The organism is Cognatishimia coralii (genome assembly GCF_037478305.1).
Lineage (GTDB): Bacteria > Pseudomonadota > Alphaproteobacteria > Rhodobacterales > Rhodobacteraceae > Cognatishimia > Cognatishimia coralii.
On record NZ_JBBGAZ010000005.1, the window covers coordinates 137,246 to 155,964 of the forward strand.

General features: G+C 57.5%; 22 protein-coding genes. 7 read left to right on the forward strand and 15 right to left on the reverse strand.

Annotation, left to right across the window (positions count from 1 at the left end; all coding sequences use genetic code 11):
- Positions 1 to 73: 73 nt before the first annotated feature.
- Positions 74 to 2,101, forward strand: coding sequence for an FAD-dependent oxidoreductase (locus WG622_RS10980; RefSeq protein ID WP_339403616.1), 2,028 nt, complete (start codon positions 74 to 76; stop codon positions 2,099 to 2,101).
- A gap of 24 nt (positions 2,102 to 2,125) precedes the next feature.
- Here WG622_RS10980 and WG622_RS10985 read toward each other — a convergent pair whose 3' ends face one another.
- The 3 genes from WG622_RS10985 to WG622_RS10995 all read right to left on the reverse strand — a co-directional run bounded on the left by WG622_RS10985 (position 2,126) and on the right by WG622_RS10995 (position 3,974).
- On the reverse strand, positions 2,126 to 3,196 hold the full coding sequence (locus WG622_RS10985) for a Hint domain-containing protein (RefSeq protein ID WP_339403617.1): 1,071 nt from the start codon (positions 3,194 to 3,196) through the stop codon (positions 2,126 to 2,128).
- Positions 3,197 to 3,309: 113 nt separating this feature from the next.
- Positions 3,310 to 3,654, reverse strand: a complete 345-nt coding sequence (locus tag WG622_RS10990; protein WP_339403618.1) for an antibiotic biosynthesis monooxygenase family protein — start codon at positions 3,652 to 3,654, stop codon at positions 3,310 to 3,312.
- A complete protein-coding gene (locus WG622_RS10995; RefSeq protein WP_339403619.1) occupies positions 3,651 to 3,974 on the reverse strand; it encodes an NIPSNAP family protein in 324 nt (107 codons plus the stop codon). Before WG622_RS10995 ends, WG622_RS10990 begins: the two co-directional genes overlap by 4 nt.
- 71 nt (positions 3,975 to 4,045) lie before the next feature.
- On the opposite strand from WG622_RS10995, the gene WG622_RS11000 reads away from it, so the two are divergent.
- Both WG622_RS11000 and WG622_RS11005 read left to right on the forward strand, forming a co-directional pair.
- Positions 4,046 to 4,750 carry an ArsR/SmtB family transcription factor gene (locus WG622_RS11000; RefSeq protein ID WP_339403620.1) on the forward strand — a complete coding sequence of 235 codons (705 nt, stop codon included), beginning with the start codon at positions 4,046 to 4,048 and terminating at the stop codon, positions 4,748 to 4,750.
- 124 nt (positions 4,751 to 4,874) lie between these two features.
- Entirely contained in the window at positions 4,875 to 5,780 is a 906-nt protein-coding gene (locus tag WG622_RS11005; protein ID WP_209355211.1) for a LysR family transcriptional regulator, read from the forward strand.
- 102 nt (positions 5,781 to 5,882) lie between these two features.
- Here the strand turns inward: WG622_RS11005 and WG622_RS11010 are convergent, their stop codons facing one another.
- Genes WG622_RS11010 through WG622_RS11025 form a run of 4 tightly spaced genes read right to left on the reverse strand, consistent with a single transcriptional unit; the run spans position 5,883 to position 8,829 of the window.
- A complete protein-coding gene (locus WG622_RS11010) occupies positions 5,883 to 6,821 on the reverse strand; it encodes an OmpA family protein (protein WP_339403621.1) in 939 nt (312 codons plus the stop codon).
- Positions 6,818 to 7,384: a peroxidase-related enzyme gene (locus tag WG622_RS11015; RefSeq protein ID WP_339403622.1), complete on the reverse strand. Its 567-nt coding sequence runs from the start codon at positions 7,382 to 7,384 to the stop codon at positions 6,818 to 6,820. The genes WG622_RS11010 and WG622_RS11015 overlap by 4 nt, the downstream gene beginning before the upstream one ends.
- Before the next feature lie 3 nt (positions 7,385 to 7,387).
- Positions 7,388 to 8,113: a GNAT family N-acetyltransferase gene (locus tag WG622_RS11020; protein ID WP_339403623.1), complete on the reverse strand. Its 726-nt coding sequence runs from the start codon at positions 8,111 to 8,113 to the stop codon at positions 7,388 to 7,390.
- Entirely contained in the window at positions 8,110 to 8,829 is a 720-nt protein-coding gene (locus WG622_RS11025; RefSeq protein WP_339403624.1) for a competence/damage-inducible protein A, read from the reverse strand. The genes WG622_RS11020 and WG622_RS11025 overlap by 4 nt, the downstream gene beginning before the upstream one ends.
- A gap of 94 nt (positions 8,830 to 8,923) precedes the next feature.
- On the opposite strand from WG622_RS11025, the gene sfsA reads away from it, so the two are divergent.
- Both sfsA and map read left to right on the forward strand, forming a co-directional pair.
- On the forward strand, positions 8,924 to 9,625 hold the full coding sequence (sfsA, locus tag WG622_RS11030; RefSeq protein ID WP_339403625.1) for a DNA/RNA nuclease SfsA: 702 nt from the start codon (positions 8,924 to 8,926) through the stop codon (positions 9,623 to 9,625).
- A gap of 65 nt (positions 9,626 to 9,690) precedes the next feature.
- Positions 9,691 to 10,497 carry a type I methionyl aminopeptidase gene (map, locus tag WG622_RS11035; protein WP_339403626.1) on the forward strand — a complete coding sequence of 269 codons (807 nt, stop codon included), beginning with the start codon at positions 9,691 to 9,693 and terminating at the stop codon, positions 10,495 to 10,497.
- A gap of 73 nt (positions 10,498 to 10,570) precedes the next feature.
- Here map and rsmD read toward each other — a convergent pair whose 3' ends face one another.
- Positions 10,571 to 11,134: a 16S rRNA (guanine(966)-N(2))-methyltransferase RsmD gene (gene rsmD / locus WG622_RS11040; RefSeq protein ID WP_339403627.1), complete on the reverse strand. Its 564-nt coding sequence runs from the start codon at positions 11,132 to 11,134 to the stop codon at positions 10,571 to 10,573.
- Positions 11,131 to 12,339, reverse strand: coding sequence for an NAD(P)/FAD-dependent oxidoreductase (locus tag WG622_RS11045; protein ID WP_339403628.1), 1,209 nt, complete (start codon positions 12,337 to 12,339; stop codon positions 11,131 to 11,133). Before WG622_RS11045 ends, rsmD begins: the two co-directional genes overlap by 4 nt.
- 85 nt (positions 12,340 to 12,424) lie before the next feature.
- On the opposite strand from WG622_RS11045, the gene WG622_RS11050 reads away from it, so the two are divergent.
- Both WG622_RS11050 and WG622_RS11055 read left to right on the forward strand, forming a co-directional pair.
- Positions 12,425 to 12,913 (forward strand): peroxiredoxin, encoded by a 489-nt coding sequence (locus WG622_RS11050; protein WP_339403629.1) that lies wholly within the window; start codon positions 12,425 to 12,427, stop codon positions 12,911 to 12,913.
- 36 nt (positions 12,914 to 12,949) lie between these two features.
- Positions 12,950 to 13,336 carry a glyoxalase superfamily protein gene (locus tag WG622_RS11055; RefSeq protein WP_339403630.1) on the forward strand — a complete coding sequence of 129 codons (387 nt, stop codon included), beginning with the start codon at positions 12,950 to 12,952 and terminating at the stop codon, positions 13,334 to 13,336.
- Here WG622_RS11055 and WG622_RS11060 read toward each other — a convergent pair.
- The 6 genes from WG622_RS11060 to WG622_RS11085 form a co-directional block, all read right to left on the reverse strand.
- Entirely contained in the window at positions 13,333 to 13,629 is a 297-nt protein-coding gene (locus WG622_RS11060; protein WP_339403631.1) for a 4a-hydroxytetrahydrobiopterin dehydratase, read from the reverse strand. The two genes, WG622_RS11055 and WG622_RS11060, sit on opposite strands and share 4 nt — an antisense overlap.
- The gene (locus WG622_RS11065; protein ID WP_339403632.1) at positions 13,626 to 14,801 is read right to left on the reverse strand and encodes a GNAT family N-acetyltransferase; all 1,176 of its coding nucleotides are present in this window, start codon (positions 14,799 to 14,801) and stop codon (positions 13,626 to 13,628) included. Before WG622_RS11065 ends, WG622_RS11060 begins: the two co-directional genes overlap by 4 nt.
- A gap of 41 nt (positions 14,802 to 14,842) precedes the next feature.
- Positions 14,843 to 15,613 carry a glycerophosphodiester phosphodiesterase family protein gene (locus WG622_RS11070; protein ID WP_339403633.1) on the reverse strand — a complete coding sequence of 257 codons (771 nt, stop codon included), beginning with the start codon at positions 15,611 to 15,613 and terminating at the stop codon, positions 14,843 to 14,845.
- The gene (locus WG622_RS11075) at positions 15,610 to 16,071 is read right to left on the reverse strand and encodes a RidA family protein (protein WP_339403634.1); all 462 of its coding nucleotides are present in this window, start codon (positions 16,069 to 16,071) and stop codon (positions 15,610 to 15,612) included. Before WG622_RS11075 ends, WG622_RS11070 begins: the two co-directional genes overlap by 4 nt.
- A gap of 75 nt (positions 16,072 to 16,146) precedes the next feature.
- Complete coding sequence (locus tag WG622_RS11080) at positions 16,147 to 17,427, reverse strand: HlyD family type I secretion periplasmic adaptor subunit (RefSeq protein WP_339403635.1); 1,281 nt, start codon at positions 17,425 to 17,427, stop codon at positions 16,147 to 16,149.
- Positions 17,424 to 18,710 (reverse strand): ATP-binding cassette domain-containing protein, encoded by a 1,287-nt coding sequence (locus WG622_RS11085; RefSeq protein ID WP_339403636.1) that lies wholly within the window; start codon positions 18,708 to 18,710, stop codon positions 17,424 to 17,426. Before WG622_RS11085 ends, WG622_RS11080 begins: the two co-directional genes overlap by 4 nt.
- Positions 18,711 to 18,719: the final 9 nt, after the last annotated feature.

Here is an 18,719-nt window from a genome sequence, read left to right on the forward strand (position 1 = left end):
AACTGACGTGAGGTTGCCCCCTGACAATGTCAGGTTTTCTGGGCAGGGTTGGAGTCTGTCTGAGGAGGCCATGATGACCAGTTACCCAAATTTGCTCGCCCCGCTTGATCTGGGCTTCACCACGCTGAAAAACCGCGTGTTGATGGGATCGATGCACACGGGGCTTGAGGAAACCAAAGACTGGAACCGTGTGGCCGAGTTCTATGCCGAACGCGCCCGTGGCGGAGTTGGCCTTATGGTGACGGGCGGCATGGCCCCCAGCGTTGAGGGCGGCGTATTTCCGGGGGCGGCTGGTCTCTTTAACGACGACGATATCGCGAACCATAAGGTGGTGACGGACCGTGTCCATGACGCAGGTGGCAAGATCGCGATGCAGATCCTGCATGCGGGTCGCTACGCCTATGGGCCGAATTGCGTGTCGGCCTCTCCGGTCAAATCTCCGATTTCGCCCTTCCCTCCGAAAGAGCTGGATGAAGAGGGTATCGAGAAACAGATCCAAGATTTCGTCACCGCGACGCTTCGTGCGCGTGAGGCGGGCTATGACGGGGTCGAGATCATGGGGTCTGAGGGCTACTTCCTGAACCAGTTCCTCGTGACCCATGTGAACAAACGCGAAGACCGCTGGGGCGGGTCTTATGAGAACCGTATGCGTCTTCCAGTCGAGGTGGTGCGCCGCTGTCGTGAGGCCGTGGGTGAAGATTTCATCATAATCTACCGGATCTCGATGATCGATCTGGTGCCCAATGGGTCTACGCATGAAGAAGTCGTGGAGTTGGCGCAAGCTATCGAAGCGGCGGGCGCGACGATCCTCAATACCGGCATCGGCTGGCATGAGGCACGTATTCCAACGATTGCGACCTCGGTGCCGCGTCGCGCCTTTGCCTGGGTTACTAAGAAGCTCATGGGCAAAGTGGGCATCCCGGTGATCACGTCCAACCGGATCAACACGCCCGAAGTGGCCGAGGGTGTCTTGGCTGAGGGCTGCGCGGATATGGTCTCGATGGCGCGTCCGTTTTTGGCGGACAGCCAGTTTGTGGCCAAAGCTATCGCCGGGCGGGCGGATACCATCGCACCGTGCATTGCTTGCAACCAAGCCTGTCTGGATCACACCTTCAGCGGCAAGATGACGTCGTGTTTGGTGAATCCGCGCGCGTGTTTTGAAACCGATTTGGTGATTACGCCCACGGACACGCCTAAGAAAGTGGCTATCGTCGGCGCAGGGCCTGCGGGCATGTCGACCGCAATGACGGCGGCAGAGCGCGGCCATTCGGTGACGCTCTTTGATCGTGATGACAAAGTCGGAGGACAGTTGAATGTGGCCAAACAGATCCCCGGCAAAGAAGAATTCTGGGGGCTTGTTGATTGGTATGACGTGATGCTCAAGGATCTGGGCGTCGATATTCAGCTTGGCCGCGAGGTAGGCGCGAATGATCTAGCGGGCTTTGATGAGGTGGTGATCGCCACCGGAGTCACGCCGCGCGATCCGGGGATTCCGGGACAGGATCACGAGATGGTTCTGGGCTATCTGGATGTGCTCAAACACAAGAAACCTGTCGGAAAGCGCGTCGCCGTGATTGGCGCGGGGGGCATCGGCTTTGATGTCTCTGAGTTCCTTGTCCACGAGGGCGAGAGCCTCACCGAAGACCTGCCCGCCTGGATGAAAGAATGGGGCGTCACCGATCCCGGCGAAGAGCGTGGGGGGCTTGCCCCCGAGGGACCTCAGCCCCACGCCGCCGCGCGTGAGGTCACTTTGTTGCAGCGCAAGGCCAAGGCACTTGGCAAGGGCCTTGGTAAGACCACCGGCTGGATCCACCGCGCGGCCTTGCGCATGAAAGATGTGCGCATGGTGGGTGGTGTGAACTATGAGCGCATTGACGACGAGGGTCTGCACGTGAGCTACGGCGAGGCGCGCGAAAACCCTGAGGTGATTGCGGTCGACAACGTTGTTATCTGCGCAGGTCAGCTTTCTGATCGCTCACTCGCGGATGCGCTGGAGGCCGAGGGTGTCACATGTCATGTGATCGGCGGTGCAGATGTGGCCGCAGAACTCGACGCGAAACGCGCGATCAATCAGGGTGTACGGTTGGCGGCTGGGTTTTAGGCCACCGCTACAAGCTGAACTAGATTAAAGGGCCTGCTTCCTCAGCAGGCCTTTTCTGCTTTTGGCATGCCGGTTGACCAAAGCAGCCTGCACGCGCGCATCAGGGATGGGCAGTTTTGAGTCCTTGATCTGCATCGGCAATGTCAGATCGGGAAAGATCTCGCGCAATTCGGTGAGCGCTTCGGGGGGCAATGCACTCAGGGCCTCTGCCCCAAGGAAAAAGCTTTCGGTTGGCGCGTCATTGGCAAAGATCACCTCATGGGCATCAAACAAGAGGTGGTAGTAGGTCACGGTCGACAGGGTCTCATCCGCAAAAATGCCGGGCAACGCGGTCAGACGCAACGCGGGGACCAGTACGTCCTCTTGCGCCATCATGCGACCGGAGATTTGCGAGGACACCACCATACGATGCTGGCGCGAGACCAAGAGATCCTCAGACGGCAGCCCAGCGCCTAAAGCGCCGGCGGTTATTCGGATCGGAGACATCTTTGGTTCGGATGCCAGCGTTTCTTTATCGACGCTTTGGGTAAAAACCTGACGCAGCGGCTTGGCTTCGCCATCAAAGGTAAGCACCTGCGTGCCGACCTCCAGATCCTCGACTTTCACTGGCCCGTTTGTGGTCTGGATCCAGGTGCCTTTGACCAGACAGGTCACATTTCCTGCATCCGGAGTGTCTTGGGTAAAATAAGTCTGCCCGCCATCTGTGGTCTCAAGCGAAGAACCTCTGGGTGCCTGCCCTACGTCCACAGAGGTATCTCCCGCGGCGGGGCCAGATTGCGCGGTGATTGTTGAGGATGTGTCGTCAAATGAAACGAAAGAATAAGTCGTGCCGTCCTGTGTCAGCGAGACCCCTTGGTGAAAGGCGACGCCGTTGAAATTCGTGGCGTCTCCATTTTCCAGAACATAGACGTCCTTGCCATTCACAGTGGTCGGCGTGAGGTCAGACAGATCGCTTATAGAACGCGGGTTGCCATTGCTTTGATAGACCGTGACCTGAAGCCCGGTGACATCAAAACCCGCATCGACCGCGACCTCGATAAAATCTTCATTTGCGCCTCCGAGGTATTTGACCTCAGAGATGAATGGATCTGGCATCTGCTCTTCTTATGTATTGCCTGATTTATTTTTAGCACGGGCAACCGTAGATTCACATATTCCATTCATTGAAGCTGTGGGAACTGGCATAAACTTTTGTGTGATGGTTGGGCTTAGCCATGCACCGTTTGGCTGTCGAACGGGGCCTCTGTTCGATCATGCATCCCATAGTCACGCAGAACCGACGCCACCTTTAGGCGGTAGCCCTCAAAGACCCCTGCGCGCCCCTTGGCCTGCGCATCGCGGTGTTTGGACAGCGCGCGCCATTCCTTTACGGCCTCCTCGTCACGCCAGTAGGACAAGGAGAGCAGTTTCCTAGGTGTACTGAGGCTTTGGAATCTTTCCACCGAGACAAAGCCGTCGACTTGCTCGAGGATCGGTTTCAGATCAGCCGCGATTTCAAGATAGTCGTCCTGACGTCCTTCGGCGATTTCAACTTCAAAGATGACAGCGATCATGTGGCGTCTCCGTGTGGCGCTGAAGCTAATGTCAGAAAGGTGCGGTCTTCGCGCAAGAGGAATTTCTCGCGTTGGGCGAATTCATAGTTCTCGCGACCCAAGGGATCGGCGGCAAGGCGTTGGCGATAGACCTCATAGGCCGCAAGGCTTTCGATGTTGTATATGCCATAGGCCAGGGTCGTTGAGCCTTCGTGGGGCGCGTAGTAGCCGATCAGATCGGCCCCATTGCGCGGGATGGCCTGCCCCCAGCTGCGCGCATATTGGGCGAATTGCGCTTTCTTGGTGGGGTCGATTTGATACCTGATAATACATGTCAGCATGATTGGCTCCTTTTGCTTGGGTTTGTGTCTAGCAGCTTGACGCCCTCACATGCTTCGCCCATGATCGAAGTATGAAAGAAGGACCAGACATCGCCCAGATCGCCGCTTTGATCGGAGACCCTGCCCGCGCCAACATCCTGACCGCTTTGATGAGCGGAAAGGCGTTGACCGCGACGGAACTTGCCTTTGAGGCGGGTGTCACAGCACAAACAGCCTCTGCCCATCTTGCGAAACTGACGGATGGGGGGTTGGTTGCAGCCCGCAAATCAGGGCGGCACAAGTATTTCAACTTGGTCAGTGATGAAGTTGCCGGCGTGCTTGAGGCCCTTATGGGTCTGGCCGCCGGTGCAGGGCATCTGCGCAAGCGCACCGGCCCAAAGGACAGCGCCATGCGAAAGGCGCGTGTCTGCTACAACCACCTAGCGGGTGATATGGGCGTGCAGATGTATCGCTCGATGGTCGCCGAGGGATTGCTTGAGCCCAGCGATGAGTCGTTGATCCTGACCAAAGCGGGCCATGCCTTTGTTTCCGAATTGGGCATAGACTTGGACGCGCTGCCCACAAGCAAAGCGCCCCTATGCCGCGAATGTCTGGACTGGAGCGCGCGGTTCTCGCATTTGGCCGGACAGCTTGGTCGCGCCATTTTATCGCGCTTTATCGCTTTAAATTGGGCGAAACGTGAGGAAAACAGCAGGGTCGTAACCTTTACCCCCGATGGGGAAAAAGCATTTTTGTCTTTGTTTCCAATGACTGAACGCAGCATTGCCGAATTGTGACCGTCTGTTTCCGTGCCATTAACGATCCTTGGTAATTTCCCGATATTGTCAGTGATGTGCCCAGATCGTGCCCCATTTCACCGTCAAAACTTGTGTCGAGCAGTAGCCACAAGGATTACGAAAAATGGATCGCTTAACGGAAATGGAAGCCTTTGCCACGGTCGTTGACCAAGGCGGCTTCACTGATGCCGCGAAAAAGATGGGCATCTCTAAATCCGCGGTTTCCAAACATGTTTCGAGCCTCGAAGCACGTCTGGGTGCCCGTTTGCTAAACCGCACCACACGCCGTGTGAGCCCGACCGAGATCGGTCTGGCCTATTACGACCGTGCCCGCCGTGTTCTCAATGACGCAGGTGAGGCTGACGCGCTGGTGACATCGATGCAATCTGCGCCTTCGGGCCTGTTGCGCATCTCGGTGGCAACGGATTTTGGTGTGAACCACCTCTCGCCAGTTCTGGGCGACTTCCTCGCGGAATTCCCGGACATCACGGTGAATATGGTGCTGAACAACCGCTACGTTGAGCTGATCTCCGAAGGGTTTGACATGGCGATCCGCATTGGCGAGCTGGAAGACAGCTCTCTGCGGGCACGCAAACTCACAGAAACCACACGTCGCATGATCGCGAGCCCGAAGTATTTCGAACAATACGGACGTCCGCAGAAAATCGACGATCTGAATGAACACAAGCTGTTGCATTATTCCAGCCAGTCCAATGGCGCGGTCTGGAAACTGGCAGCCCCCTCTGGCGAGAAACGTCAGGTCCGCACGGCCGGCTGGCTGTCTGTCAACGACGGGCAATCCCTGCTGAACGCAGCCATTGCGGGTCTGGGCATCGCTTACTTGCCAAGCTTCCTTTACGCGGATGCCATGGAACAAGGTCTGGTCGAGGATGCGATCCCTGATCTGCCGATGGAAACCCAAGGCATCTACGCGGTTTATCCTCCGGGTCGGTTCACCCAGCCCAAGGTGCGTGCCTTCATCGATTTCCTGGTGAACGCCTATGCCGATAAGGGGCCTACCGACTGGTAAGACCCACCCGAACACAAATCCATTTTTTCCCAGGCTCATCCAAGCCCGACTGGCCCCGCATCATGCGGGGCTTTTTTTGCCTGTTTGGCGAGGAAAGACCGGTCAGGGATTGAGGAGCACCGCCTCAACGCGGCGATTAGAGGTCTTGCCTGCTTCACTCGCATTGGTCGCAAGTGGCGACAAGAACCCAACGCCATAAGAGTCGATCTGATCGGCAGAGACTCCAAGCCGATCAATCAGATACTCCGCAACCGACATCGCGCGTTTTTCGGACAGTTTCATATTGTTGTCCAAACTGCCGACGTTGTCGCTGTGCCCGACAAGGGCGATCCGGCGCGCGGGGTCTTCGGCAAGGAAACTCGCCAGATCGCGCAGGGATTGGAACGGCAGATCCGCCAGTTGGGAGGAGCCAGTTTGAAAACTCAGGTCGCTTAGAACGGCGCGGCCTCCCGTCCGCAACGCTAGGATTGTGGACCCGCGTGCGATCACAGGGGTCGCGCTGATGGTGCCCAGCGAAATGCCTGACGACAGTGGCAGCTCTGCTTCGGCCTCAGACGGCACCACCGAAATGATCTGCATCAGACCCAGATCGGCTGTGCGACTGACCAACACCGAGATCGCCTCGCTGCCGGTGAAAGACTCTTTCAGGGCCGAAACAAAGCGAAAATCCTGAAGGTCCACAAACATATCCGGCGCGGGGACGACGTCTGTGTTGAAGCGGAAATCAAACCCGCCGCAACTATCAGAATCGCAATCCAGCATGATCGCATAGCCGCCTGCTTCGATTTGGCGGCGCAGAGGTTCGATCAACTGCTCCGTGCTGGCTGAGCCCGTGAGGCCCCAGACCTGTTTGGTCACCTCGCCGTTGACGCGACGGGTGGACAGATAGCCGTCCTGATAGGGCGCATCGGGCAGCCCGTAGCTGGCCGTTTCCTCAAAGCTCTCAAACTGAACTGCACTGCCCTCAGGCATAGCGATCTCTAAGGCTGCCAAGGGCAAAGGCAGCAGGATCAGAGGGACAAGAGCAGCTTTTAAGGTCATCTGGCCTGCGAATGATATTCCGGGTTCGGCACCATGCCCGTGGCCGAGGCCACGCGGTTAGACATATTGTAGAAACCGGCCACATTGGCAATGTCCCAGATGTCGCGGTCTGTAAAACCGGCATCACGAAGCCGTTGGCGATCGCTTTCCTGCACAGTTTTGCTGGCCTCGGTGATTTGGGCTGCGAAATCCAGCATGGCGCGGTGTCGATCCGACAAATCTGCGGCGCGGTAGTTCATATGCAGGATCTCGCCCAGCGCCGGGTCGCCGGACAATTCGCGCACGGCCGCGCCATGGGCAACAAGGCAGTAAAAACAACTGTTGATCGAGCTGACGACCACGGCAATCATTTCCCGTTCGAGTTTGCTGAGGCCGCTCTCGCCCAGCATCAGATCGTTATAAAGCGCGGTGAAGGCGTTCAGTTTGTCGATGTCAAAGGCATGCGCCTTCAGCACATTGGGCACCATGCCGAGTTTTTCTTCGCAAATCCCAAAGTACTTCGCGGTGGCCTCGGGCAGTGGATCGACCATCGGCAAATCAAGCGCTGTGGTTTTGTCAGACATGGGTTACTCCGGTTTGATGCGATAATGATACGCGCCAATCAGGGACATTCCCAAGCTTTGATACAAGCCATTCGCTGCGTCATTTGCTTTTGTGCAAAGAACCGAAACGGTGTGGCCGCCATTCTGGAGCGTCCAATTGCCCGCGCGATGCATGGCCCAGCGTCCTAACCCGTTGCGCCTTTGCGTGCCCAAAATCTCGAGCGCATGCAGCATGGTGATCCCCTGATGCATCGCCATAAAGGCCGTGCCAGCGGGTTTGTCGTTGAACCGACTCACGATCCCGGTTTTCGGAGAGCATGCCCGGCGCATCACCTCTATCCGCGCAGGCCCAATGCCGCCCTCGGCCCAGATTTCTTCCATGATGCGCAAAGGTTCCCAAGCAGGAATGGCGATCGTACGCGGGATGTCGTCGCGGGCGAGGTCTTTGGCCTCAATGGCATAGAGATTGACCGGATCGATGACCTCATAGCCCCGGTCTGCCAATTCCGCATCAAACCCGCCTTCACCGTCGCGCAGCATGAACAACAGCGCTTGGCCCAGAGCACGCATTGCCGCCTCGGCGACCTCGATATCCCCATCGTCCAAAGACCCAGCCAAAGTCGCCGCAGACACCCGTTTGCCACCGCCCTGACCATCGCGAATGGTGAACCCAGCCTCTTGCCAATTCGAGGCCTGCGGCCAAGTGGCCTCTGTCACCTCATAGAGCGTCTGGACACTGGGGAGCGTCATGCGAAGGTCTCCCGCAAAGCATCCATAGCGGCGTTCAGGCGAGTTTCATCGGTGCCGCGCACCACTAGGTTCGCCCCATAGATGCCGTCTTGCTGAAACGGGTAAGAGCCGAACGAAAGATCATCAAATTGCTCTGCCAACACACCAAGAGGCCCTGCGATGTCGCCTTCGCCTTTCACGACGCGCAAGGTCTCAGACAACAAAGGCGCGCCTCCCGTTAAGGTCGGCAGAACAGAGGCCACCATCGCTTTGAAGACGCTCGGCACCCCCGCCATCACATGCACGTTTTGCAAAGAAAACCCCGGGGCCACCGACACGGGGTTGTCGATCAACGCCGCCCCATCCGGGATCCGCGCCATCCGCAACCGCGCGGCGTTCAGCTCGCGCCCGGATTTTTCATAAAAATCCGCGAGCAGCGCACGTGCGTCATCGCGCACATCAATCGGCGCATCAAAGGCCGCTGCAATACAATCGGCTGTAATATCGTCATGGGTCGGCCCGATACCGCCCGAGGTGAACACATGGTCATAACGCTCAGACAGAACCTTCGCGGCCCCTGTGATCTCAGCGGCTTCGTCGCCAACAATGCGCACTTCCTTCAGATCAATTCCACGCTCTGTGAGTTGCCCCGCGAGGTAATGCATATTGGCGTCTCGCGTCCGGCCAGACAGGATTTCATCTCCGATCACAAGCATCGCGGCGGTGGGATTTGGCATGGGCGTCTCCTTTGAGCGGCAAGATAGCCCGCCCCGCGCGTCACACAAGCCGAAAGCGATGTTCATGAGCCCACCGATGCGCTAGGCAGGCCTCATGGAGTTCACGACCCCCCTTATCCCTGCCCGCCTGATCAAACGCTACAAACGCTTTCTCGCCGATGCGCGGCTTGAGGACGGCCGCGAAATCACAGCCCATTGCGCCAACCCGGGCTCTATGTTGGGGCTGAAGGATCCCGAGACAAAAATCTGGCTCGAACCGAATGATGATCCCAAGAAAAAGCTGAAATACGGCTGGCGTTTGGTGGATCATGAGAACGGTCACTTTACAGGCGTCGATACCTCGGTGCCAAATCGCGCGCTCAAAGCAGCACTCATGGCCCATGAGGTGCCTGAACTCGCAGACCATCCAACCGTGCGCAGTGAAGTGAAATACGGCCAAAATAGCCGCGTGGATTTCCTGCTATCGGGCAACGGCCCCGATCTCTACGTCGAAGTGAAATCCGTGACCCTATCGCGCAAGGCCGGCATCGCCGAATTCCCCGACAGCGTCACCGCGCGGGGCACCAAGCACCTGCATGAGCTGGTTGAAATGACCAAATCAGGCCACCGCGCCCTGATGTTTTATCTGGTGCAACGCACCGACGCTGAGGTCGTCACGCTCGCAAAAGACATCGATCCGACCTATGCCGAGGCCTTTGACATGGCGCTAGATGCCGGCGTCGAAGTCCTCGCCTATGACTGCCAAATCTCACCTCAAGCGATCACGCTCGGCCGCCCCTTGCCGTTTCGGAAATAGCCCCTCTGGTCCTTTCCGTCAGAAAACCCTAAGTAAGGGGCAACAAAGACTTTCGGAGCGCCTTTATGATCCTCAAGGCAGGCAAAACACGCGACGGTATCACGATCCACCAAGAGGCGGATTTCGCGGGCATGCATAACGCAGGCCAGATCACCGCGCGCATTCTCGACGAGATCGCGGACCATGTTTTCCCGGGTCAAACCACGGGCGAGATCGACCGGATCATCGAAGCCAAAGTCATCGAATACGGCACCAAATCCGCGACCATTGGCTATAAAGGCTATCAGCACGCCAGCTGTATTTCCGTGAACCATGTGGTCTGCCACGGCATTCCGGGCGACAAGAAACTCAAGGACGGCGATATCCTGAATATCGACGTCACAGTCATCGCCGACGGCTGGTTCGGAGATTCCAGCCGCATGTATGTCGCAGGCAAATTGCCGCGCAAGGCAGAACGGCTGATCCAAGTCACCCACGATGCGCTGATGTTGGGCATCGAAGCCGTCAAACCTGGCAATACCTTTGGCGATATTGGCCACGCCATCCAAACCTACGCCGAAGCGCAACGCATGTCCGTCGTCCGCGACTTCTGCGGCCACGGTCTTGGCCGTGTGTTCCACTCTCCGCCAAACGTTTTGCACTACGGTCGTCCGGGCACCGGACCGCGGCTCGAAGAAGGCATGTTCTTTACGATCGAGCCCATGATCAATCTGGGCCGCCCAGAGACCAAAGTGTTGGCCGATGACTGGACGGCCGTGACCCGCGACAAATCCCTGTCGGCGCAGTTTGAGCACTCCATCGGCGTGACGTCGGATGGGTTTGAGATCTTCACCCTTTCTCCAGCTGGAAAATTCCACCCGACCTACGGCTAATCTTTCTCTTGCCCCAAATATCCTGGGGTGAGGTGGAAGGATCGGCAGATCCTGCAACCGAGGGGCAAAGCCCCTAAGTCAAGTTTTCCAAAAAGGTCACATGCGTGTCGCCATAGCGGCGTTGATCCAGCAACTGGAACCCTTCCGGCGCGTCCTGAGGCGCGTTTTCCTCAAAAACGATCAACGCCTCCGGCGCGATCCAGCCACCGGCTTCTGCGGCTAAAAGCGCTTTTGTTCCCAGTGACTTGCCATAAGGCGGGTCTAAGAATACCAGATCACAGGGTGCGCCACTGTTCTCCCCCAATCGTGTCGCATCCCGTGTCACAACTTGGGACGCTTGCCCCTGTTTCGTGATCTTGATGTTCTGCCGAATGAGGCTTTGCGACTTGCGCCCATCGTCCACAAAAGTGCAAAATTCAGCCCCGCGCGACAGAGCTTCCAGACCCAATGCGCCGGTGCCTGCGAACAGATCCAAAACCCGAGCCCCCGTAACCGGATCCCCGAATTTACCGCCCATCAAGACATTAAACAGGCTCTCGCGCACCCGATCCGTCGTCGGCCTGAGATGCGCGCCCGCATCGCCTTTGCCAACCGAGGCAAGGGCGATGCCACGACAAGAGCCTGCAATAATCCTCACGCTTTCAGCAAGTCCTTGAGCACCGTTGATGGATCCGAGACCACATCCGCCGACGGAGACTTCCCAGCCTCAATCAACCGCTTGGCCACCATGTAATCTCGCGGCGCATTGGCGGCATCGACGGCCAGCAAAGTCTCGCCCTGATAGTACCAGAAGGAAATACCAGCATCGCCCATATCGCGCGTCACCACGTTGTCGTAGCCCGCGTTCAGACCAGCGATCTGTAGTTTGACGTCATATTGATCCGACCAGAACCACGGCGTCGCAACATAGGTCTTGCCTGCGCCCATAATGTTCTGCGCGACCACTTCGGCCTGATCGATGGCGTTTGGCACGCTCTCAAGCCTGATACGCGTGTCTTTGTAGGGGAAAGACGCGCAATCCCCTGCGGCCCAGATACCGTCGACCGATGTGCGGCCCTCGGCGTCTGTCTTGATCCCGTTGTCCAGGGCAACACCAGCCGTTTCTGCCAAACCTGTCCCCGGTACGATCCCAACGCCAACAATGACGAAATCAACGTCCAGAGTGGTCCCATTCGCCAACTCCGCCCCACTAACACGGGTTTCGCCGGTCAATCGCGACAGGCCTACGCCCTCGATAATATTCACCCCATGACCCATGTGCAGAGCCCGGAAATAATCCGACGTCTGCGGAGAGGCCACGCGTTGCAAAATGCGATCCGCCATCTCGACCAGCGTCACGTTCAAACCCTTCTTGGCCGCCACAGCCGCCGCCTCAAGCCCGATGTATCCGCCGCCCACAATCAACACCGACTTACCTTCGACAAACTCTGGTGCCATCGCGTCGACATCCGGCAAATCGCGCACTGTGTAGACGCCCTCAAGGTCTCCGCCAATCGCGGCGGGCAGGCGACGAGGCGCGGAGCCTGTAGTCAGGACCAGTTCATCATAGGGCAGGATTTCATCGCCAATCGCGATGGCTTTGGATACCGGATCAATCCCCGTCACCTCTGTACCCAAGCGCAGCGTGATGTTGTTGTCGGAATAAAAACTCTCAGGCCGCAGATAGAGCCGATCCAGCGCCATATCACCCAGCAAATAGGCCTTAGACAAAGGGGGCCGCTGATATGGCGGCGCAGTTTCTGCCCCGATCAGGGTCACCTCGCCCTCAAAGCCTGAATTCCGCAGCTTGGCGACAAGCGAAGATCCCGCCTGGCCAGCCCCAACAACAACAACATGCGTCATGTGAGTCTCTCAAATCTAGTTGCTGAACCTAGCTCTAGCCCTATAACTCATTCTCAAGCAAACCCAAATTACGGAGCCCCATTCAATGACGATATCTGTTGGAGACAAACTGCCAGACGCAACCCTGCTGACCCTTGGCGAAAACGGCCCTGAAGGCGTGTCACTGAGCGAAAAACTCGCAGGCCGCAAAGTCGTGATTTTCGCCCTGCCCGGCGCTTACACCGGCGTCTGCTCGACCGCGCATGTGCCAAGCTTTATCCGCACCAAAGGTGACTTTGACGCAAAAGGCGTGGACGAAGTGATCTGTATTTCTGTGAACGACCCGTTTGTGATGAAAGCCTGGGGCGAGGCCACCGGCGCGACCGAAGCGGGCCTGACCTTCTTGGGTGATGCGCAATCTGAATTCACCAAAGCGGTTGGCATGGACTTCACAGCACCCCCTGCAGGCCTGATCGCACGTTCTAAGCGCTACGCGCTTTACGCCGAGGACGGCGTGGTCAAAGTGTTGCAAGCCGAAGAAAACCCAGGCGTCTGTGACGTCTCGGGCGGCGAAGCGATCCGCGACGCGATCTAAGGATACGGGCGGTCCTACGGGGTCGCCCTTTTCGCTATGGCAGGCCAAACCATCATCCCGATCTTCCGCAGCTTTGACGAAGCCAAGGCGCGCGAGTTCTATATTGATTTTCTTGGGTTTGAGGTGACGTTCGAGCATCGATTTGAGCCGAACACACCGCTCTATCTGGGGTTAAGGTTTGGCGATTGCGAATTGCACGTCTCTGAGCATTTCGGAGACGCCACGCCGGGGTCTTCAGTGCGTATTTCGATCCAAGATGTGGTGGGATATTGCGCGGCTTTGAATGCAAAGAAATATCGGCATGCCCGGCCCGGGTATCAGGATCAGCCTTGGGGCATGCGCGATATGACCATCAATGATCCCTTCGGGAATCGTCTGATTTTCTGCGAAGACGCGGCAGACCTGCCCGATTTTGGCGCCTAACCCGCCAGCGCATCCATTTTGCGCGCGAGTTTCATGTCCAATGGGCTGAGCCCACCCACGTCATGAGTCGTCAACCTGACCTCTACGCGATTGTAAACATTGAACCATTCCGGGTGGTGCACCCATTTCTCGGCCCAGATCGCCGCGCGGGTCATAAAGCCGAAGGCCTCTATGAAGTTCTTGAACTTAAAGGTTTTAGAGATCGCGTCGCGTTCTGCATCCAAGACCCACCCTGCTTCGATCAAAGCCGGCAACTCGGTCTCGCGTGCGTCCTGAGAGAGCTTTTCGGTCATTCGTGATCCTCCTGCGTCGTGTTCCGAAAGGGGCCGTAGGACGTCAGGATCTCGATCTCTTGCGCAACCGCATCCCGTTCCGCCACCAGATATTGCGCGACGGCATCCGAGAACCCCTGATCCGCCATCCAATGCAGCGAATGGGTTTCCACCGGCAAATACCCCCGTGCCAGTTTATGTTCGCCCTGCGCGCCCGCTTCGACCCGCGTGAGACCATTGGCAATCGCCCAGTCGATGGCTTGATAGTAACAGATTTCGAAATGCAGGCAGGCGTGATCCTGAATACAGCCCCAATAGCGCCCAAAAAGCGTCTCGGCTCCGATCATATTCATCGCGCCCGCAATGGGCGATCCACCGATTTCGGCCATGATAAGCAGCACGTCGTCTCGCAGCGTCTGATGCGCGATCTCAAAGAAGTCTCGGGTCAGATAGGGCGTGCCCCATTTGCGACTGCCCGTGTCCTGATAAAACGCCCAGATGGCGTCCCAATGTTCAGGTCTAATCTGATCGCCCGTATAGCTCCGTATTTCGCCGCCAAAGGCCTGCGCCTGTTTGCGTTCCTTGCGGATGTTTTTGCGTTTGCGGCTGGACAGCGTGGCGAGGAAGTCGTCGAAGTCAGCATACTCTTCGTTCACCCAATGAAACTGCTGACCGGTGCGGTGCAAAAGCCCCATCTCGCGGCCGATCTCGACCTCTTGGTCTGTACAGAAGGTCACATGCAGAGAACTGAGCTGGTTCTGCTCACCGATTTGCAGCGCGCCTTGCACCAAAGCGGCCTGCCCGATCTCTTCATATCCCGGCTTGGTCAGGAACCGGCGGCCAGTCGCTGGCGTAAAGGGCACTGCGATCTGCAATTTGGGATAATACCGCCCACCCGCGTTTTGATAGGCATGCGCCCAATTGTGGTCAAAGACGTATTCGCCCTGACTGTGCCCCTTGGCATAAAGTGGGGCGACGGCGATCAGCTCTGATCCCGCATGGGCGGTCAGATATTGCGGCTGCCAGCCGGTGCCCGGTCCGACGGATCCGCTGTCCTCAAGCGCCTTTAGAAAGCGATAGGTGGTGAACGGGTCAACGGGGCGCTGGTGTTCGGCGCGCGCGCAGGCGTCCCAATCGGCCGGGGTGATCTCGGCCAGCGACCGATGTAGTTGAATTTCAATAGGTTCGCTCATGTCTGCCCCTCACCCCATATTTGGCGCAGCACTTGGGATGTTCAAGCGGGGAACTCGGCCAGATATTGTTCAAAGGTGATATTTGCCGCCACTTTGCGCGCCTCTGCCTCGATCTGAGGCGATGTAACCGTCCAACAGAGGATATCTGCGCCCTGCGATTTCAACTCCGCAACGCGGGGGCGCGTCAGGTCGTCGACCTCGTGGCTGATGAAACTGGCGCCTACACGGGCGAAATCAGGGATATCCCGCAGGTGGTCGCAGATGCGTTTAGGAAGCGGGGCCCAATCTTCATAGGCATAGCAACTGGTTGTTATCCCTCTCGGGATTTCGGGGCAGAGATCCGCCAGCTTGGCCACACTGTTTGGGTTAAACGACATCACAGCGACGGGCCCCGCATAGGCGTTCAGGGCAGCAACCGTCGCGGCCTCGAGCGTGCCAATATTCGTGCCCATCTGCCCATCCTGATCCTTAAGTTCAATCAGCAGAGGCACACGCCCCCCGACCAGCTCAAGCACCTCCGGCAAAGTCGGAATGGCCTCGTCGCCACCTTTCAAGCCAATTGATGCAAGTTCTTGTGCCGACTTTTGACGGATCGGGCCGCTGGCGTCCGCGAGGCGATCAAGCCCATAGTCATGAAACACCATCGCCTGATCATCGCGCGACAATTGCAGGTCGATTTCAATGCCATATCCCGCCCTGATCGCCGCCTGAATGGCCGCGCGGCTGTTTTCCGGGCGGCCATCGGTGACATCATGCAAGGCGCGGTGCGCCAGAGGCGTTGTCAGGAACGCGGGCGCAAGTTTTGGGGTCATTTGATCTGGAAGATACCTTCGATTTCAACCGCAACACCGAAAGGCAAAGACGCCGCAGAAACCGCAGACCGGGAATGGCGGCCTGCGTCGCCCAGCGCCTCGGCTAGGAAATCAGAGGCTCCGTTCACAACCTTGGGTTGGTCGCCGAATTCCGCGGTGGAATTGACAAAACCGGTCAGCTTCACAACGCGCACCAGACGGTCCAGATCGCCACCACAGGCGGCTTTTACTTGAGCGAGCAGAGAAATCGCGCAGGTGCGGGCCGCAGCGGCACCGTCCTCGACGCTCATGTCATCGCCGAGCTTGCCCGTGATAAAGCCATCCGCACCTGCAGAAATCTGGCCCGAGACATAAAGCGTGTCACCAACCTGAACATAAGGGACATAATTGGCTGCAGGGGCTGGCGCGTCAGGCAAAGTGACACCCATTTCTGCAAGCTTGCTTTCAAAACCACTCATCGGCTTTCCTCTTGTAAATCTGGCGGCACATTAGGCGCGCAATCGCGTCATGAGAAGCGGAATTTATGGGGACATTCAAGTCTCGCGGAAAGCTTTGCGCGCATAGTCTGCGAAAGGTGCCAGAAGATAGCTCAGTATGCTGCTGGATTGGGTCGCGAAATAGGCGGTGACAGGCATGCCAAGACGCGCGTTTTCGCCAAGTGACCCACCAATTGCAGACAGCTCGACATCGACTTCGAAGTAGTGCTGCGCGTCACCGCGCCCTTCCAGAACATCCGCCGAAACGCGTGTTACATGCCCGGTCTGCCAAAAGTCTGGCGCGTGCCCATCCAAATGGACACGCGCAGGCTGACCCGGGTAAATATGATCAATGTTCTTTGGTGAAACCTTTAGTTTGGCATGGGTTCCGGCTCCCAACGGAACGATGGCCATTGCCGGTTGGGCAGCGCGCAAGACGGTCTGCTCGGTTGTAACTCTGAGATCATGAACCTGCCCCGAAAATGGCGCGCGTAGGCTCAGTGCTTCGGCCTGCCTGGCAAAGTCAGATAAGCTATTCTGCACCTCTGTGATCTCCTGTTCTGCGCGCTCAATTTCTGAGAGAATTTTGGCGCGGCGGGCTGAGGTTTGTCGCGCAAGATCAAGGCCAAGTTCGAGCACCTGACCCTCAAAGACTGTTTTTTCAGCTTTAAGCGCGACCAGCTCGCCTTCCAGCTCTGCGATTTTGTGCCGTAAGGGCATCACGCTTGAGGCAGACACAATGGCTTTCGCAACAAGCGCCTCCTGGGTTTGCAAATCCTCTTGAAACAGATCCAAACGCGTGCTCAGCGAGGCAATCCGCGCGTCAGCCGCGACCAGTTGACGGCGCAACGTTGTCTGACGTCTTTGCATTTGTTCCACGTGATTGGCCCAGGCAAGCTGCTCTGCTGTGAGAATATCCTTCTGAAGCTTTTGTACATCTTCGGGAATGTCGACTGCGCCAGACGGCGTATTCACGGACGCAAAGTCGACTTCGCGTCCCCCTGCGAGCTGAACGATGAGTCGCGCATGTCGTGCCTGAATATCCAACAAAGATTTCGTCAGCACCGAGGTTTGGTGCGAAACGTTGGGGTCCTCCAGCACCAGCAAGAGCGTGTCTTTGTTAACAATCTGACCTGCACCCACTGCAAGCTTAAGAACTTTTCCGCCCGTCGGATGCTGCACCCAATGAGTAGATTGGCTGAGGGTCAAATGTCCGGATGACACAATAGCGCTCTGAATTGGAATGGCGGATGATAAACCAACAAACCCAACCAGAAATGCGACAAGAGTGATTGCCCCCATGCGCAGCGCCGCATGCCAAGAGATCGGGTCCCTCATGACGCCAGATCCAATTGCGTTGCGCGTTCTTGTGAGGCGCGTGGGGCAAGGAAACACGCCAGCACGGAATCCCTCGGTCCGAACCCGAGATTCTGGCCCTTATCCAACCACAAGAGTTTGTGGACAGAGCCCAAAGCGGTCGGATGGCGCGCTGTAAAGATCGTGGTTTTACCCGCTTTGGAGCGGGCTTCGCATAAGGCCGCTATCGCATGAACACCCTCTGGAGGTTGGCCGTTAAATGGATCGTCCAAGAGTAAAACGGGTGGGGAGTCATAGATCGCATGTGCCAATGCCAATCGATAGCGCATAGCCTTTGGCCAGGCGGACAAGGCTACGTCCACATCCGAGTTGAAGCCTTCGTCCAGTTTTGCGACGTCGTCAGCGAGACCTGCCGCCTTAGCGGCATTCAAGATTTGGGCGGCCTTGGCCTCTGTTCGAAATCCCGAAATATTTTGCGCGATGGACCCCGTGAAAATCTGCGGTTCCGCACTCACAAACATGGTGTTTTGGCAGGCCCGTGCTGCCCCCGTTAGCCCTTGTAGCGCACGAAGTAATTCTGTCTTGCCAGACCCGAACGAACCAATCACACCAAGGGTCTCTCCGGGCTGGACTTCAAAGTTGAGTGGAGGCGAGTTTGAGTCACTTGCCACCGATAGCCTAAGCGAGCTAACCAAAACCCGCGCAGATTGCTCCTTGACCGGGATGGTATCTGGCTTGAGCGGATGTTGCGCCAAAATCGTGGCGAGCGCCCGCAGGCTTCGCCCTGCGTCCACTACCACCGGCCATTGCGCGGACAGGACGTCCAACGGGGCACTCGCACGCGCCAACAGAATGGTGGCTGCGACCATTGCACCGGGCGAAAGCCCTGCCTGCAAAACCAAATAGGCGCCAAGCCCGAGCATCGCGGATTGCGCGCAAAGCTTCCACGTGCGCAAAACTGCCATGACCGCACCCTGTATATCCGTACCTTTTGCCTCTGCGCGAACCGCGCGGACCCGAATATCAAACCAATGTCGCCAGAGATTGCGGTGATGGTCAGTTCGCAGCGATGTTGCACCTGCGGCGTCGATCTGTGACGCGATTTGGCCTGATTTAAACCCATGGCCGCGCGCTTCTTCAACACGCGCCCGCCCAATCTGATGCCCAATAGTTTGAATGCCGACTGTTCCCGCGATCGCGACGCAGGCAAGCAGACACATCAGAGGATGGAAAAATGCGAGCCCCACCAAAAAGATTGGCGCCCATATAGCATCCGCCAGCGCCGCTCCGATAGGTGGAGACACCAGTCGTTC